This is a genomic window from Paucibacter sp. KCTC 42545 (assembly GCF_001477625.1).
GTDB lineage: Bacteria > Pseudomonadota > Gammaproteobacteria > Burkholderiales > Burkholderiaceae_C > Paucibacter_A.
Window position 1 is genome coordinate 1311203 of sequence record NZ_CP013692.1, and the last position, 15227, is coordinate 1326429.

Annotated in this window: 18 protein-coding genes; all 18 read left to right on the forward strand. The window is 64.4% G+C overall.

Features of this window, described 5'->3' with window-relative positions:
• Position 1 precedes the first annotated feature (1 nt).
• Genes AT984_RS05810 through AT984_RS05895 form a run of 18 tightly spaced genes read left to right on the forward strand, consistent with a single transcriptional unit; the run spans position 2 to position 15226 of the window.
• Positions 2 to 541: a hypothetical protein gene (locus tag AT984_RS05810; RefSeq protein WP_058719279.1), complete on the forward strand. Its 540-nt coding sequence runs from the start codon at positions 2 to 4 to the stop codon at positions 539 to 541.
• Positions 541 to 2508, forward strand: a complete 1968-nt coding sequence (locus tag AT984_RS05815; RefSeq protein WP_197418253.1) for a phage terminase large subunit family protein — start codon at positions 541 to 543, stop codon at positions 2506 to 2508. Before AT984_RS05810 ends, AT984_RS05815 begins: the two co-directional genes overlap by 1 nt.
• Before the next feature lie 17 nt (positions 2509 to 2525).
• Positions 2526 to 3017: a hypothetical protein gene (locus tag AT984_RS05820; RefSeq protein ID WP_058719280.1), complete on the forward strand. Its 492-nt coding sequence runs from the start codon at positions 2526 to 2528 to the stop codon at positions 3015 to 3017.
• On the forward strand, positions 3017 to 3409 hold the full coding sequence (locus AT984_RS05825; protein ID WP_058719281.1) for a hypothetical protein: 393 nt from the start codon (positions 3017 to 3019) through the stop codon (positions 3407 to 3409). The genes AT984_RS05820 and AT984_RS05825 overlap by 1 nt, the downstream gene beginning before the upstream one ends.
• On the forward strand, positions 3409 to 3630 hold the full coding sequence (locus AT984_RS05830) for a phage head-tail joining protein (RefSeq protein ID WP_058719282.1): 222 nt from the start codon (positions 3409 to 3411) through the stop codon (positions 3628 to 3630). The genes AT984_RS05825 and AT984_RS05830 overlap by 1 nt, the downstream gene beginning before the upstream one ends.
• On the forward strand, positions 3630 to 5141 hold the full coding sequence (locus AT984_RS05835) for a phage portal protein (RefSeq protein WP_058719283.1): 1512 nt from the start codon (positions 3630 to 3632) through the stop codon (positions 5139 to 5141). Before AT984_RS05830 ends, AT984_RS05835 begins: the two co-directional genes overlap by 1 nt.
• A gap of 9 nt (positions 5142 to 5150) precedes the next feature.
• On the forward strand, positions 5151 to 6380 hold the full coding sequence (locus AT984_RS05840) for a S49 family peptidase (protein WP_058719284.1): 1230 nt from the start codon (positions 5151 to 5153) through the stop codon (positions 6378 to 6380).
• A gap of 1 nt (position 6381) precedes the next feature.
• A complete protein-coding gene (locus tag AT984_RS05845; RefSeq protein WP_058719285.1) occupies positions 6382 to 6762 on the forward strand; it encodes a head decoration protein in 381 nt (126 codons plus the stop codon).
• 17 nt (positions 6763 to 6779) lie between these two features.
• Entirely contained in the window at positions 6780 to 7799 is a 1020-nt protein-coding gene (locus tag AT984_RS05850; protein ID WP_058719286.1) for a major capsid protein, read from the forward strand.
• Positions 7796 to 8098, forward strand: a complete 303-nt coding sequence (locus AT984_RS05855) for a hypothetical protein (RefSeq protein ID WP_058719287.1) — start codon at positions 7796 to 7798, stop codon at positions 8096 to 8098. The genes AT984_RS05850 and AT984_RS05855 overlap by 4 nt, the downstream gene beginning before the upstream one ends.
• 4 nt (positions 8099 to 8102) lie before the next feature.
• Positions 8103 to 8549 carry a hypothetical protein gene (locus AT984_RS05860; RefSeq protein ID WP_058719288.1) on the forward strand — a complete coding sequence of 149 codons (447 nt, stop codon included), beginning with the start codon at positions 8103 to 8105 and terminating at the stop codon, positions 8547 to 8549.
• A 5-nt stretch (positions 8550 to 8554) separates the two neighbouring features.
• Positions 8555 to 8749 (forward strand): DUF7210 family protein, encoded by a 195-nt coding sequence (locus AT984_RS05865; protein ID WP_058719289.1) that lies wholly within the window; start codon positions 8555 to 8557, stop codon positions 8747 to 8749.
• Complete coding sequence (locus AT984_RS05870) at positions 8746 to 9498, forward strand: hypothetical protein (RefSeq protein WP_058719290.1); 753 nt, start codon at positions 8746 to 8748, stop codon at positions 9496 to 9498. The genes AT984_RS05865 and AT984_RS05870 overlap by 4 nt, the downstream gene beginning before the upstream one ends.
• An 11-nt stretch (positions 9499 to 9509) precedes the next feature.
• Complete coding sequence (locus tag AT984_RS05875) at positions 9510 to 9911, forward strand: hypothetical protein (RefSeq protein ID WP_058719291.1); 402 nt, start codon at positions 9510 to 9512, stop codon at positions 9909 to 9911.
• 41 nt (positions 9912 to 9952) lie between these two features.
• Positions 9953 to 10111 (forward strand): hypothetical protein, encoded by a 159-nt coding sequence (locus tag AT984_RS05880; protein ID WP_231741827.1) that lies wholly within the window; start codon positions 9953 to 9955, stop codon positions 10109 to 10111.
• Positions 10112 to 10116: 5 nt separating this feature from the next.
• The gene (locus tag AT984_RS05885; protein ID WP_058719293.1) at positions 10117 to 10761 is read left to right on the forward strand and encodes a DUF6441 family protein; all 645 of its coding nucleotides are present in this window, start codon (positions 10117 to 10119) and stop codon (positions 10759 to 10761) included.
• A gap of 3 nt (positions 10762 to 10764) precedes the next feature.
• The gene (locus AT984_RS05890) at positions 10765 to 14808 is read left to right on the forward strand and encodes a tape measure protein (protein WP_058719294.1); all 4044 of its coding nucleotides are present in this window, start codon (positions 10765 to 10767) and stop codon (positions 14806 to 14808) included.
• Between the two features lie 10 nt (positions 14809 to 14818).
• On the forward strand, positions 14819 to 15226 hold the full coding sequence (locus tag AT984_RS05895; RefSeq protein ID WP_058719295.1) for a hypothetical protein: 408 nt from the start codon (positions 14819 to 14821) through the stop codon (positions 15224 to 15226).
• Position 15227: the final 1 nt, after the last annotated feature.

Here is a 15227-nt window from a genome sequence, read left to right on the forward strand (position 1 = left end):
AATGGGCATTTCGATTCGCGCTTACGCCCGTCACCGTGGTGTGACCGACACCGCTGTTCACAAGGCAATTCGCGCAGGTCGGATCACGCCGGAGGCCGACGGCACCATTGATGCCGACCGTGCTGATCGCGAGTGGGCTCGCAACTCCGATATGCCGAAGTCCGGAACGCGAGCCAAGGCTGTAAAGGCCGCCGTACCGGAGGGCGGTTCGGGTGTTGCCGGTGAGGGGCCTGCCGCCTTACCTGCTGGCGGCGCGTCCTTGCTTCAGGCGCGCACGGTCAACGAGGTGGTCAAGGCGCAGACCAACAAGGTGCGTCTGGCCCGACTGAAGGGCGAGTTGGTGGATCGGCCGCAGGCCATCGCCCACGTTTTCAAGCTGGCGCGCTCCGAGCGCGATGCGTGGCTGAACTGGCCCGCGCGCATCTCGGCGCAGATGGCGGCCAAGCTCAATATCGATCCGCACACGATGCACGTCGCCCTGGAGGCGGCGGTACGTGAGCACCTGCAGGAACTTGGCGAACTGCGGCCCCGGGTGGACTGATGCTGGATGTTGAATACGACGGCGCTGCCGAAATCGAGCGCGCGTGGCGCGAAGGGCTCACACCTGATCCTCTGCTTTCGGTGTCCGAATGGTCGGATCGCCACAGGATGCTTTCAAGCAAGGCGTCCGCCGAGCCCGGGCGCTGGCGTACCAGCCGCACGCCTTACCTGAAGGCCATCATGGACTGCCTGTCGCCGACCTCGCCAGTCGAGCGCGTGGTGTTCATGAAAGCCGCACAGCTCGGTGCGACCGAGATGGGCTCGAACTGGATCGGCTACGTGATCCACCACGCGCCGGGGCCGATGATGGCGGTATGGCCGACGGTGGATATGGCCAAGCGCAATTCCAAGCAGCGGATCGATCCGTTGATCGAGGAGTCGGCGGCGCTGAGCGAACTGATCTCCCCGGCGCGCTCTCGCGACTCGGGCAACACCATCCTGGCCAAGGAGTTCCGGGGCGGTGTGCTGGTGATGACCGGGGCCAACAGCGCGGTCGGACTGCGCTCGATGCCGGTGCGGTATCTGTTCCTCGACGAGGTCGACGGCTATCCGCTGGACGTCGAGGGTGAAGGCGATGCGATCTCGCTGGCCGAAGCGCGCACGCGAACTTTCGCTCGGCGCAAGATTTTCATCGTGTCGACGCCGACGATCTCGGGGGCGTCGGCCATTGAGCGCGAGTACGAAGCCAGTGACCAGCGCCGCTACTTCGTGCCGTGCCCACATTGCTCGCATCGCCAGTGGCTGCGCTTCGAGCAGTTGCGATGGGAGAAGGGTCAACCGGACACGGCGGCGTACATCTGCGAATCGTGCGACGAGTCGATTGCCGAGCACCACAAGACCTGGATGCTGGAGCACGGCGAATGGCGCGCGATGATCAGCGATGGCACGGGCAAGACGGCGGGGTTTCACCTGTCGTCGCTTTACAGCCCGGTCGGCTGGCGCGGTTGGCGCGACATTGCCGCCGCGTGGGAAAGCTCGGTCAACAAGGAGTCGGGGTCGGCGGCCGCCATCAAGACCTTCAAGAACACCGAACTGGGTGAGACCTGGGTCGAGGAAGGCGAAGCCCCCGACTGGCAACGGCTGGTCGAGCGCCGCGAGGAATACCGGATCGGCACGGTGCCACCGGGTGGATTGCTCCTGGTGGGCGCTGCCGACGTGCAGAAGGATCGCATCGAGGCGTCCATCTGGGCGTTCGGGCGTGGCAAGGAGTCCTGGCTGGTCGAACACCGCGTGCTGATGGGCGACACCGCCCGCGACGCGGTGTGGAAGCGACTCGCCGAGTTGCTTGCCGAGAACTGGACGCACGCCTCGGGCGCGGCGATGCCGCTGGCCCGTTTCGCCCTGGACACTGGCTTTGCGACGCAGGAGGCCTACGCCTTCGTGCGCGCCTGCCGCGACCCGCGCGTGATGCCCGTGAAGGGGGTGCCGCGCGGCGCAGCCCTGATCGGCACGCCGACGGCCATCGATGTTTCGCAAGGCGGCAAGAAGCTGCGCCGGGGCATCAAGGTGTTCTCGGTGGCGGTCGGCATCGCCAAGCTGGAGTTCTACAACAACCTGCGCAAGGGCGCGGACGTCAGCGAGGACGGCGTGACCACCGTCTACCCGACGGGGTTCGTCCACCTGCCCAAGATCGACGCGGAGTTCATCCAGCAGCTCTGCGCCGAACAGTTGATTACCCGCCGCGACCGCAACGGCTTCCCGGTGCGCGAGTGGCAAAAGATGCGCGAGCGCAATGAAGCGCTCGACTGCTACGTGTACGCCCGCGCGGCCGCATCGGCGGCGGGCCTGGATCGCTTCGAGGAACGCCACTGGCGCGAATTGGAGCGGCAACTCGGGATGGAACGGCCACCGGATGAGCCGCCCCCGATTCAAGCATTCGACCCAGACGAGGCCACCCAACGAGGTGGCCTTTCTGTTTCTGCAACCCCATCACGGCGGCGCGTCATCAAGAGCCGCTGGCTGTCCTGATTTTCAGAGGAGTTTTCATGAGTCTTGCCACCCGTATCGAGAGCCTGGTCATCCGGGTTGCTCAGGAGTTCAACGACGTCCGTGCGACGGCAGGCAGTCTGGCCAGCCTGTCCACCAACGACAAGTCGAGTCTGGTCGCTGCCATCAACGAGCTCAAGGCAGCGGTTCTGTCCGCGATGGCCATCGATGACAACCAGATCGCCACCACCAGCACCTACTCGTCGAACAAGATCGTGTCGTTGCTGGACGCGCTCAAGGCCGACATTCTGGGTGGTGCCGACGCCGCCTACGACACCCTGGTGGAAATCCAGCAGGCGCTGCAGAACGGCACCAGCGGTTTAGATGCGATTCTGGCTGCGGTCAATCTCCGTGTTCGCTTCGACGCGGCGCAGACCTTGACCGTAGCCGAGCAGCTGCAGGCCCGTACCAACATCGGGGCGGTCGCGGCCAGCGACGTTGGCAACACCGATACCGACTTCGTCGTGATCTTCGACGGGGCGCTGGCCTGATGAGTCTTGCGTCCAGCATCGCCGCCTTGGCGGCGCGCATTGGCTTCGAGGTCAAGACCAAGATCGACGCCACCCATCCCGGCGTTGCCCGGGTTTGGGTCAGCTTCGGCTACGTGGGCGGTCAAGTCGTGATTGCCAGCGCGCTCAACGTCGCCAGCGTGGTGCGCACGGCGGCTGGCCGGTACCGCGTGCACTTCGCGGTAGCGATGCCGGATGCGAATTACTGCTGGACGGCGCTCGCCCGCAGCAGCACCAACACCGGCCAGCAGCGCGTAGCCATCGTGCGCGCTAGCTCTGACCTCAAGACCGCGCAGTACGTTGACATCTCCTGTGCGACGGCTGCGGCGTCATTTGACGACTCCTCTGAAATCAACCTCGTGGTGTACCGCTGATGGCCTACACAGAAGTCCAACTCCAGGCATTGGAGACCGCGCTCGCCAAGGGCGAACGCCGCGTCAGCTTCGGCGACAAGACCGTCGAGTACCGCTCGGTCGATGAACTGAAGGCCGCGATCCGCGAGGTCAAGCGCGGCATCCTGGAACAGGCAGCCGCCACCGGTCTATGGCCGGGTGCGCCGCGCCAGATCCGGGTCACGACCTCGAAGGGGTTCTGATGGCCTGGTATTCGAAGATCCGAAGCCTGTTCGGCCAGCCACCCGTCCACGAAGCGGCTGGCCGTGGCCGCCGTTCGCTGGCGTGGATGCCCGGCAACCCCGGCGCGGTCGCCGCGATGTTGGCGACCAACACTGAACTGCGCATCAAGAGCCGCGACCTCGTGCGCCGCAATGCCTGGGCGCAGGCCGGGATCGAGGCCTTCGTGTCCAACGCTGTCGGCACCGGCATCAAGCCGCAGAGTCTGGCAGCAGACGAGCGTTTCAAGACCGACGTGCAGGCGCTGTGGCGTGACTGGACGGAGGAAGCCGACGCTGCAGGTCAGACCGACTTCTATGGCCTGCAGGCACTAGCCTGCCGCGCGATGCTCGAAGGCGGTGAATGCCTGATCCGGCTGCGCCCGCGTCGCCCGGAGGACGGACTGGTTGTTCCTCTGCAGCTTCAATTGCTGGAGCCCGAGCATCTGCCAATCAGCCTCAACCTCGATCTGCCTTCGGGCAACGTGGTGCGCTCTGGCATCGAATTCGACAGCCTCGGGCGGCGCGTTGCTTACCACCTGTACCGCTCGCACCCCGAAGACGGTCGGCTGGCTCCGATGTCGGGCCAGGGCGGGATGGACACGGTGCGCATCGATGCGAAGGAAGTCATCCACCTGTTCCGCGTGCTGCGTCCCGGCCAGATCCGGGGCGAGCCGTGGTTGTCGCGGGCCCTGGTCAAGCTCAACGAACTCGACCAGTACGACGACGCCGAACTGGTGCGCAAGAAGACCGCCGCGATGTTCGCTGGCTTTGTCACACGACAGAACCCGGAGGACAACCTGATGGGCGAAGGTGCTGCCGATGGCGATGGCATCGCGCTGGCCGGTCTGGAGCCGGGCACCTTGCAGATATTGGAGCCCGGCGAGGACATCAAGTTCTCTGACCCAGCCGATGTCGGTGGCTCGTATGGCGAGTTCCTGCGCACGCAGTTCCGTGCGGTCGCCGCTGCCATCGGCGTCACCTACGAGCAGTTGACCGGCGACCTCACAGGCGTGAACTACTCGTCCATTCGCGCCGGGATGCTGGAGTTCCGGCGTCGCTGCGAGATGGTGCAGCACGGGGTTCTTGTGCATCAGATGTGCCGTCCGGTGTGGGCCGCGTGGATGAAGCAGGCCGTGCTTGCCGGTGCAATCGAAGCTCCCGGCTTCGCTCGTGGCGGCCCAGCCCGTCGCCGCCAGTACCTGCAGGTGAAGTGGATTCCCCAGGGCTGGCAGTGGGTCGACCCCGAGAAGGAGTTCAAGGCAATGCTGCTGGCCATCCGCGCCGGGCTGATGAGCCGCTCGGAAGCCATTTCCGCCTTTGGCTACGACGCCGAAGACGTTGACCGCGAGATCGCCGCCGACAACCAGCGCGCCGACGACCTCGGGTTGATCTTCGACTCCGACCCGCGCCGCACCTCCAAGGACGGCGGAAGCGCCGAGCCGAACAAGAACGCTGCAGACACCACTCAAACCGGCGACTCACCGTCTGCCTGAAGGATTCCCATGACCCTGTTGCCCCATTTGGCGGCACGCCTCTACGGTGTGCCGCTGGCGATCCATCGCCCAAAACTTGACGTGATTCTGTCCGTGCTCGGCCCCCGGATCGGCTTGGCTGATTTGGCTGCACCCTCGGGCTTCACGCCGCCCGTGCGTCCCACAGCCACACAGACGACGAAGGTCGCGGTCATCCCCATCCACGGCACGCTGGTGCGACGCACCGTGGGCCTGGAAGCCGAATCCGGCTTGACCAGCTACGCAGGGCTGACCGCCCAGTTGGACGCCGCGTTGGCCAGCCCGGATGTCACCGCCATCCTGCTCGACGTTGACTCGCCGGGTGGCGAGTCGGGCGGCGTGTTCGATCTGGCCGACCGCATCCGTGCGGCGTCCAGCATCAAGCCAGTCTGGGCGGTGGCCAATGACATGGCGTTCTCGGCGGCCTACGCCCTGGCATCTGCGGCGAGCAAGGTGTTCGTGTCGCGCACCGGTGGCGTCGGCTCGATTGGTGTCATTGCGATGCACGTCGACCAGTCCGAGAAGGATGCCCAAGACGGCGTTCGCTACACGGCGGTCTTTGCGGGCGACCGCAAGAACGATCTCAACCCGCACGAGCCGATTTCCAGCGAAGCCCACGCCTTTCTCAAGGGCGAGGTGAATCGCGTCTACGGCCTGTTCGTCGAGACGGTGGCCCGCAACCGTGGCATCGAGGCATCTGCCGTGCGCGACACGGAGGCCGGGCTGTTCTTCGGGCAAGCCGCCGTTGCCATCGGGCTGGCCGATGCCATCGGCACCTTCGACGACGCGCTCGCCCAGCTCCTCGAATCCGTTTCCCCACTCCCGAAGTTGGCGGCAAGCCACTCCGGTCTTTTTAGCAACCCCCAGATGGAGTCATCAATGAATGATCGAACCGACCCCGCTGCTCCTGATCGGCTTGCTGCTGATCCTGCTGGCAGTTCTTCTCAACCGGCGGCCGCCACCGCCATGACCGTGGCCGACGCGATTGAGGTCGCCCAGACCTGCACCCTGGCCGGGCGCACCGACCTGATCGCGGGCTTCCTCGAAGCGAAGGCATCACCCGCCAAGGTACGTAGCCAGTTGCTGGCGGCGAAGGCCGAAGCGTCCCCCGAAATCGTCAGCCGCATCGCTCCCGATGCTGCTGCATCCACGAGCAACCCGCTGCTCGATGCCGCGAAGCAGCTCGCGGCCAAGTCCGCATCACTGAAGAAGGAGATCTGAGATGCCCACCGTGTTTTCTGAATCGATTAACTTGGGCGACCTGCTCAAGTACGAGGCCCCGAACCTCTACTCGCGCGACCGCGTCACCGTGGTCGCAGGCCAGACCCTGCCGCTGGGCGCGGTCGTCGGGATGGTCACTGCCACGGGCAAGGTCAAGCAGATCGACCCGTCGGCTACCGATGGCAGCCAGTACTCCGCTGGTGTGCTGATGCAGGACGCCGATGCTGCTCTCGCCGACCGCAACGACGGGCTGATGGTGGCGCGTCACGCCATCGTGTCAGACCACGCACTACATTGGCCCACCGGCATCACGACTGCGGAGCAGCAAGCAGCGATCCAACAACTCAAAGCACTGGGCGTCCTGGTGCGTATCGGCGCCTAACGCCAAGGAGACTCAATATGCAAAACCCATTCATCAGTCCGGCATTTTCGATGGCATCAATGACTGCAGCCATCAACTTGATCCCCAACCGCTACGGACGCCTGGAGGAGTTGAATCTGTTTCCGCCCAAGCCGGTTCGAACGCGCCAGGTGATTGTTGAAGAGCGCGCCGGTGTCCTGAACCTCCTTCCGACCCAGCCGCCAGGCTCTCCAGGAACAGTGAATGTGCGTGGCAAGCGAACCGTCCGTTCCTTCGTCGTTCCGCACATCCCGCACGACGACGTTGTGTTGCCCGAGGAGGTTCAAGGTCTACGTGCGTTTGGCAGCGAAACCGAAATGGAGTCGATTGCCGGAGTGCTGGCCCAACACTTAGAGACGATGCGCAACAAGCACGCCATCACCCTAGAGCACTTGCGTATGGGGGCGTTGAAAGGCGAGATCCTCGACGCCGACGGCAGCCGTATCTACAACCTGTTTGACGAGTTTGGCATCGATCAACAGAGTGTGGACTTCGAAATCAGCAGCCCGACTACTGGCACTGACGTCAAAGGCAAATGCACTGATGTGTTGGGCATCATCGAAGAAGCGCTTCTCGGCGAGTTCATGACGGGAGTCCACTGCTTGTGTTCTCCAGAGTTTTTCAAGGCATTGACCGGCCATAAGGATGTCAAGACTGCCTTCACGAACTGGCAGCAAGGCGCCGTCCTTATCAATGATGTTCGCCGTGGCTTCACTTTTGGCGGCATCACTTTCGAGGAGTACCGAGGCAAGGCGACTGATGTCAACAAGACGGTTCGTCGCTTCATCGCTGCTGGCGAAGCACATGCGTTCCCTCTGGGCACCATCGACACCTTCGGAACTTACTTTGCGCCGGCCGACTTCAACGAGACTGTCAACACGATGGGCCAGCCGCTTTATGCGAAGCAGGAGCCGCGCAAGTTCGACCGGGGCACAGATTTGCACACTCAGGCCAACCCGCTACCGATGTGCCATCGTCCCGGGGTTCTGGTCAGGCTCGTCATGGGTGGTGGCGTATGAGTTTGGTCGCCCAGATCTATGAGTCGGCCGCGAACGCTGGGCTGCTGAAGGAATGCCTTTGGTATCCGTCGAACGGTGCGCCATCGCAAAGGCATCAGGTCGGCTTTGCCGCGCCGGATGAGTCCCTTCTCGACGGCCTGACCTTGAGCACCGACTACGAGATGACCTACCCGGTCACGGCGTTCGGGGGACTTGTTGCCCGCGAAGTCGTCGAAATCGGTGGCACGTCCTTCCAGGTGCGAGACATCCGGGCCGTGGGTGACGGCTCCGAGATCCGCGCCAAGCTTACTCGGCTGTAAACCCATGGCGGATAACTCCATCCGCGAGCGGATTCTGCTGGCGGTGATGGCGGCTGCCCGTCCGGCGGTCGAAGGCCTCGGGGCCACGTTGCACCGGTCGCCCACGGCGGCCATTAGCCGAGAGCAATGCCCAGCGCTGGCGGTGTTTCCCGAGGCCGAGTCCATCACCGAGCGCGCCAATGACCGCGTCACCCGCGAACTGACCGTTCGCGTCGTGGCGCTGGCCCGTGCCGTTCCCCCCGCGTCTCCCGAAACCGAGGCCGACCGCCTGCTTACCGCCGCGCACGCCGCCTTGTTCGCGGACGGCACGTTTGGTGGGTTGGCGCTGGGCATCCGTGAGCAGGAAAGCGAGTGGGAGGTCGAGGACGCCGATGCGGTGGCCGTGGCCATCCCGGCGCGCTATCGGCTGACGTACCGGACGCTGGCCAATGACCTTGCAACCCTTGGATGACACCTATGACCCAACTTGTCCTGATGCGCCCGCACACCCACGCGGGCAAGACGTATGGCGTCGGTGACCGGATCGAGATCGACGCGACATCAGCCGACTGGTTGATCGCGCACGACATCGCCACGCCGGAGCCGACCGCCTCAACCGCTGAATTCATTCCCGAACCCAAACCCCTCCAACGCAAGGAACCCAAGCAATGAGCACCTATGCCAGTTTTCAAGGCCGCGTCTTCCTCGGCAAGCGCGACACCGACGGCCTTCCTATCGAAGTGCGCTCGCCCGGCAACGTCGCCGAGCTGAAGCTCTCCCTCAAGACCGACGTCCTGGAGCACTACGAGAGCCAGACCGGCCAGCGCTCGCTCGATCACCGAATGGTCAAGCAGAAGTCCGCCACCGTGAACCTCACCATCGAGGAATTCACCAAGGAGAACCTTGCGCTGGCCCTGTACGGCAACCACGTCGTCGGCACGCCGGGAACGGTCACCGCCGAGCCGGTGGGCGGTGCCACGCCGATTGCGGGCGACCGCTACTTCCTGGCCCACCCGAAAGTGTCGTCCTTGGTCGTGGTGGATTCGGCAGGCACGCCCGCGACCCTGGCCTTGGGCGCGAACTACACGGCTGATCCCGACTTCGGTGCCCTCCAGTTTCTGGATACCACCGGCCTCACCGCACCGTTCAAGGCCAGCTATGCCTATGGCGTGGCCACCGAGATCGGTATCTTCACGCAGGCACTGCCGGAGCGCTTCCTGCGGCTCGAAGGCATCAACACGGCCCAGGGGAATGCCAAGGTGCTGGTCGAGCTCTACCGCGTGGCCTTCGATCCGCTGAAGGAAATCTCTTTCATCTCGGACGAGTACAACAAGTTCGAGCTGGAAGGCTCGTTGCTGGCCGACACCACCAAGCCATTCGATGCGGTGTTGGGCCAGTTCGGCCGCATCGTGCAACTCTGATGGGGTCCACCATGAGTGATCTGGACACCCTGATTCCGCAGTCGGTCGAATTGGTCATCGACGGTGAGCCGCTGGCCATCAAACCGCTGAAGGTCGGGCAGATGCCCGGTTTCTTGCGGGCGATCTCGCCGGTGATGCAGCAGCTCACTGCCTCCGACATCGACTGGCTGGCGCTGTTCGGCGAGCGCGGCGACGATCTGCTGTCGGCCATCGCCATTGCCGTCGGCAAACCTCGGGCTTGGGTCGATGAGCTGGCGGCCGACGAGGCCATCCTGCTGGCGGCCAAGGTGATAGAGGTGAACGCCGATTTTTTTACCCGAACGGTGATTCCGAAGCTCGACGGTCTGTTCGGCCAAGTGAAGCTGCCGCCCATCGTGAAAGCGGTGGCTGGTTCGAAGCAGTCCAGCACCTGATCGAGCACGGTCACCGCCTGCCGGACATCCTCGACTACACCTTGGCGCAGGTGCGCGGCTTCGTCGCAGCGACGGCGCGCACCGATGCGGCCCGCGATGCACGGCTGCTGTCCGTGATTGCCATCGGCACGCGCGGCGATGCCCGCCACCTCGACCAAACCCTCGACCGACTCACCGACAAAGCCGCCGACCGTGCCTGACGATCATGCGCATTTCCATCCAGATCGATAGCGCAGCCGCCCAGGCGCAGTTGCGCCGTTGGGGCGGCGAGTTCCGCGACAAGGTCAAGAAGGCGGTGTCTCGGGCGATTGCCAGCGAGGCAGTCGAACTCAAGCAGGACGTGCGCAGCCACGTCGCCAGCCAGATAGCCGTGGTCAAGAAGTCCTTCCTCAAGGGCTTCAGCGCCAAGGTGTTGGACAAAGACCCGAACCGATTGCCAGCGCTCTACGTGGGCTCGCGCATTCCGTGGTCGGGGATGCACGAAACCGGCGGCCAGATTGCCGGGCGGATGCTGATTCCACTGAACGGTCGGGTTGGCCGCAAGCGCTTCAAGGCGCAGGTGGCCGAGCTGATGCGCGGCGGCAATGCCTATTTCATCAAGAACGCGAAGGGAAACATCGTCCTGATGGCCGAGAACATCAAAGAGCACGACCGGCCACTGGCGGGGTTCAAGCGCCGCTACCGCAAAGCAGAGGGCATCAAGCGCCTCAAGCGCGGCGCGGACATCCCGATTGCCGTCCTGGTGCCCAAGGTTGCGCTCAGGAAGCGCCTTGATGTCGAGCGCTTGGTCGCGGGTCGTATCCCGCGTCTGGCGGCGGCGGTCGAGAAGCAGATCAGCACGGTGGATTGATTCATGGCCAAGCGAATTTCCATCCTCGTCGCGCTCGAAGGGGCTGACGATGGGCTCAAACGTGCCATCACGTCGGCCGAGCGCAGTCTCGGTGAGCTGTCGACCACCGCCAAGACCGCTGGAGCGAAGGCTGCCGCCGGAATGGCTGAGGTCAAGGCCGGGATGTCAGCCTTCGGCGATCAGGTGGCAACGGCCAAGACGCAGTTGCTGGCCTTCCTGTCGATCAGCTGGGCCGCTGGCAAGGTGCAGGAGATCGTCCAGATCGCCGACGCCTGGAACATGATGTCCGCGCGCCTGAAGCTGGCGACGGCGGGCCAGCGTGAGTTCACCACCGCGCAAGCGGCCCTGTTCGACATCGCCCAGCGCATTGGCGTGCCGATTCAGGAAACGGCCACCCTGTACGGCAAGCTCCAGCAGGCCGTGCGGATGCTGGGTGGTGAGCAGAAGGACGCGCTCACGATCACCGAGAGCATCTCGCAGGCACTGCGCCTGTCGGGCGCATCGGCCACCGAGGCGCAGTCGTCCCTGCTGCAGTTCGGGCAGGCGCTCGCCTCCGGGGTGCTGCGGGGAGAGGAATTCAACTCCGTCGTCGAGAACAGCCCCCGTCTGGCGCAGGCCTTGGCCGATGGTCTGAATGTGCCCATCGGGCGGCTGCGCAAGCTGGCCGAAGAAGGCCGCCTGACTGCTGACGTGGTGGTCAACGCGCTCATGAGCCAGAAGGACAAGCTGGCCAGCGAGTACGCCCAACTGCCGCAGACGGTGAGCCAGGCCTTCGAGCGCCTGCGCAATGCCTTCGGGCAGTGGATCAACCGGGTCGATGAATCTACGGGCCTGACCAAGAAGCTGGCCGAGGCGCTGACCTTTCTTGCCAACAACCTCGACACGGTGATGCAGTGGCTCAAGCGCATCGCCGAAGTCGGGCTGGCCGTGCTGATCTACCGCCTGATCCCGGCGCTGATCACGGCGTGGCAGACCGCCGGTGCGGCGGCCGTCACCGCCGCCAGCGCCACCGCTGCGGCGTGGACGACGGCGAATCTTTCGGTGTCGGCCGCCGTAGCCAGCGTCGGCGTGCTCAAGACGGCGTTCGCCGTGCTGGGCGCGTTCCTGGTCGGCTGGGAGATCGGGACTTGGTTGTCGGAGAAATTCGAGATCGTCCGCAAGGCGGGCATCTTCATGGTCGAGATGCTGGTCAAGGCGGTTGAGCAGCTGCGCTACCGCTGGGAAGCCTTCGCCGCCATCTTCACGTCGGACACGATTGCCGAGGCCACCAAGCGCCACGAGGAACGGCTTGCGGAGATGAACCAGATCTTCGCGCAGATGTACGCCGACGCCTCTCGCGGGGCGGAAGCGGCCAAGGGCGCGATGAACACCGCCGCGACGACCGCCGAGGAGATCGCCAAGCGGCTGGAGGCTGTGCGCCAGGGCACGCAGGAAGCGGTCGGTCGCGGCATTGAGGCCGTCCACAGCGCTCTGGAGAAGCTGAAATCCCGCCTCGGTGAGGTCGAGCAGGCTGTCGGCAAGGCCAATCAGACGGTCAACGACGCCACCGCCAAAATGGCCGAGGCCTACAAGGGCCTGACGTCCATCGTTGAGGCCAACCTGCTGCGGCAGATCGAAGCGGTCAAGGCGCGCTACCAGCAGGAACAGTCGGCGCTGGAGACATCCAAGCAGTCCGAAGCGGCGCTGATCACCAAGTCGACGCAGCTGCTGACGGATGCACTCACGCAGCAGACCACGCTGCGGCGGCAGTCCACGACCGACACGCTAAAACTCATTGACGATGAGTCGAAAGCCCGGATCGAGTCGGCCCGCCGCCAGGGTCAGACGGAAGAAGAGCGCCGCGCCAACGTCCAGCGGGTCGAAAACGACATCCTGGCCACCAAGCGCCAGACGATGACGCAGGCGCTGGCCGAGTACCGGCAGCACATCGACGCGCTCAACGCCGAGGCCAACCGGCATCTGGCCGAGATCAAACGCATCGAGGAGGAGAAGCGCCAGCTCTCGATGACGACCGAGGAACGTGTCCGCGACATCCGTCGTCAGGGAATGACCGACTTCGAGGCCACGGAGGACCGCAAGCGTCAGATCGCCGAGTACCAGGGGAAGGCCCGCGAGGCGCTGGCCAATGGCGAGTTCGAGCAGGCGCGGCAACTTGCCCAGAAGGCGATGGACTTGGCCTCGCAGGTGGCCAGCTCGCAAACCAGTGAAGCCAAGCGCGGTGAGGACGCCCGCAAACAGTCCGAGCAGGCGGTTTCTCAGGTCACCCAACTGGAATCGCAGTCCCGCGATGCCTACCGCAAGCAGGAATACGCGCAGGCAGAAGCCCTGATGCGCCAAGCAGACGCGTTGCGCGCTGAACTGGCCCAGAAGACCAAGGATGCCGACGCACAGATCGCACAGGGCAAGGATGGCGTCAATCAAGCCATCCAGCGCATCCGCGAGTCCGAGGAGATTCTCAACAAGACCCTGGATGCCGAAGCCAAGGCGCACCAGACGGCTGCACAGGCTGCGCTGACTGCGCGCGAGCAGATTCAGCAGACCTTCACGCAGACCGAAAACCAGATCGACCAGATCACGGCCAAGCTGAAAGACGGTCTGAAGGTCACGCTGGATGCCGATACGACCCGCTTCGACAAAGCAATCGCTGACCTCGACAAGGCCATCGCCGAGAAGGAGTACCTGCTCAAGATTCAGGCCGACTTGCAGGAGGCAGAGAAGAAGCTGCAGCAGTACGAGCAGCTGCTGAAGGAAGGCAAGACCCTGCCTGTCGATGCCGACGTGTCCAAGGCCAAGGAGGCGCTGGACAAGCTCAAGACCTACGCCGACCAGAACTCGCAGTTCGAACTGAAGGTGGCCACCGAGAAGGCGCAGGCCGCGATCACCAACGTCGAGGGGATGATCAAGGCGCTGGATCGTATCCAGACCGAGTCCCGGCATCAGGTCAGCACCAACGCCGATGCGGCCCGCGCCGAAATCATGAGTCTCAACGGGGCCAATACCTCGAGCACACACACGATCTACGTGCGCAAGGTGGAGGCAAACGCGACCGGCGGTTTGGTGGGCGGTGGCGTGCGCCGCTATGCCGATGGCGGCGCGGTGGCCTCGGCCTTTCCTCGGATGAGTGGCGGATCGGTTCCCGGCTCAGGCCACCACGACACCGTGCCGCGAACTCTGGATGCCGGTGCCTTCGTGATTCGCAAAGCTGCGGTGCAGAAGTATGGCGGCGGCGCGCTCTCGCGTCTGGCCAATGGCGTGGCACGGTTTGCTACTGGCGGCGCGGTGATGCTGGGCGGCGGCAAGCGCCCATCCGGCAATGATGTTGATGGCACGCCCAGCACACCAAAGAAGAACCGGGAGGCAGTCGAGGCGATGAAGATGATCGACCTCGGCCTACAGGGGATGAACGAGTACACCAATTGGCTCCAGTGGAACTACGGTGCCTCGGTCAGTCTGGATATGCGCAGCAAGACGATGGATAGCTACGGCAAGCAGGCCCAGCAGGATCGGCGTGCGCTGGAGGACTTCATCAGCCGCAAGACGCTCACCGGCAACGAGCGACAGAACCTGGAGCGCATCAAGCAGACGTGGCGGCAGGCGATGGCCCAGCCGCTGCTCTGGGGCAAAGACCTGGAGCGCGAGCTGATCGATTACATGGAGCAGAACCAGGGCGAGTTCTACCGGCGCGGCGGTATGGCCAAGTCCGATACCGTCCCGGCGATGCTCACGCCGGGCGAGTTCGTCGTGAACAAGGATGCCGTATCCCGCTACGGCGCTGGCTTCTTCGAGGCGATCAACAACCTGTCGGCTCCGGCGCAAGCCCTGGCCGGTAGAGCGCTGGCGGGCGTTCAGGGCTTCGCCACGGGTGGCTTGGTGCAACCCAGCGGGTCGCGGCTGGCCCGTCCGGTGTTGGCCAGCGATGCCGGGCCCAGCCGCACGGTGCGCGTGGAACTGTCCTCGGGACAGCAGAAGGTAAACGCCACCGTAGACGCACGAGACGAGTCTCGTCTGCTGCAACTGTTGGACGCTGCCCGCGCCCGCACTGCATGAAGGATTCCCGATGCAACTGACGAACCTCGATGCCGGGGTGGCTTTGCCATTGCCTGACGATTTGCTTTGGAGTGATGAGCACGCGTGGTCACCCGCCGTGGCGAATACGTCCTACCTCATCACCGGAGCCTTGTTGATCCAGTCTGCCACCCGGCAAGCCGGTCGTCCCATCACGCTGGTGGGCGCACCCGACATGGCTTGGGTGACGCGGGCCACGGTCGAACAACTGCGGGCCTGGGCCGCGCTTCCAGTCGGCAGCGCCACAGGTCGCTTCGGCTTGACCTTCTCCGATGGCCGCTCCTTCACCGTCGCATTCCGCCACGCAGAAACGGCCATCGAAGCCGAGCCGGTGTTGGGCATCCCGGCCCGTGCCGACACCGATTTCTATCGCCTGACCCTTCGATTTCTGGAGATCTGAA

What these genes read in the sequence shown, in the direction of transcription:
- AT984_RS05810 (WP_058719279.1), top strand. Translation starts at nt 2, where the DNA reads ATGGGCATTTCGATTCGCGCTTACGCCCGTCACCGTGGTGTGACCGAC.
- AT984_RS05815 (WP_197418253.1), top strand. Translation starts at nt 541, where the DNA reads ATGCTGGATGTTGAATACGACGGCGCTGCCGAAATCGAGCGCGCGTGG.
- AT984_RS05820 (WP_058719280.1), top strand. Translation starts at nt 2,526, where the DNA reads ATGAGTCTTGCCACCCGTATCGAGAGCCTGGTCATCCGGGTTGCTCAG.
- AT984_RS05825 (WP_058719281.1), top strand. Translation starts at nt 3,017, where the DNA reads ATGAGTCTTGCGTCCAGCATCGCCGCCTTGGCGGCGCGCATTGGCTTC.
- AT984_RS05830 (WP_058719282.1), top strand. Translation starts at nt 3,409, where the DNA reads ATGGCCTACACAGAAGTCCAACTCCAGGCATTGGAGACCGCGCTCGCC.
- AT984_RS05835 (WP_058719283.1), top strand. Translation starts at nt 3,630, where the DNA reads ATGGCCTGGTATTCGAAGATCCGAAGCCTGTTCGGCCAGCCACCCGTC.
- AT984_RS05840 (WP_058719284.1), top strand. Translation starts at nt 5,151, where the DNA reads ATGACCCTGTTGCCCCATTTGGCGGCACGCCTCTACGGTGTGCCGCTG.
- AT984_RS05845 (WP_058719285.1), top strand. Translation starts at nt 6,382, where the DNA reads ATGCCCACCGTGTTTTCTGAATCGATTAACTTGGGCGACCTGCTCAAG.
- AT984_RS05850 (WP_058719286.1), top strand. Translation starts at nt 6,780, where the DNA reads ATGCAAAACCCATTCATCAGTCCGGCATTTTCGATGGCATCAATGACT.
- AT984_RS05855 (WP_058719287.1), top strand. Translation starts at nt 7,796, where the DNA reads ATGAGTTTGGTCGCCCAGATCTATGAGTCGGCCGCGAACGCTGGGCTG.
- AT984_RS05860 (WP_058719288.1), top strand. Translation starts at nt 8,103, where the DNA reads ATGGCGGATAACTCCATCCGCGAGCGGATTCTGCTGGCGGTGATGGCG.
- AT984_RS05865 (WP_058719289.1), top strand. Translation starts at nt 8,555, where the DNA reads ATGACCCAACTTGTCCTGATGCGCCCGCACACCCACGCGGGCAAGACG.
- AT984_RS05870 (WP_058719290.1), top strand. Translation starts at nt 8,746, where the DNA reads ATGAGCACCTATGCCAGTTTTCAAGGCCGCGTCTTCCTCGGCAAGCGC.
- AT984_RS05875 (WP_058719291.1), top strand. Translation starts at nt 9,510, where the DNA reads ATGAGTGATCTGGACACCCTGATTCCGCAGTCGGTCGAATTGGTCATC.
- AT984_RS05885 (WP_058719293.1), top strand. Translation starts at nt 10,117, where the DNA reads ATGCGCATTTCCATCCAGATCGATAGCGCAGCCGCCCAGGCGCAGTTG.
- AT984_RS05890 (WP_058719294.1), top strand. Translation starts at nt 10,765, where the DNA reads ATGGCCAAGCGAATTTCCATCCTCGTCGCGCTCGAAGGGGCTGACGAT.
- AT984_RS05895 (WP_058719295.1), top strand. Translation starts at nt 14,819, where the DNA reads ATGCAACTGACGAACCTCGATGCCGGGGTGGCTTTGCCATTGCCTGAC.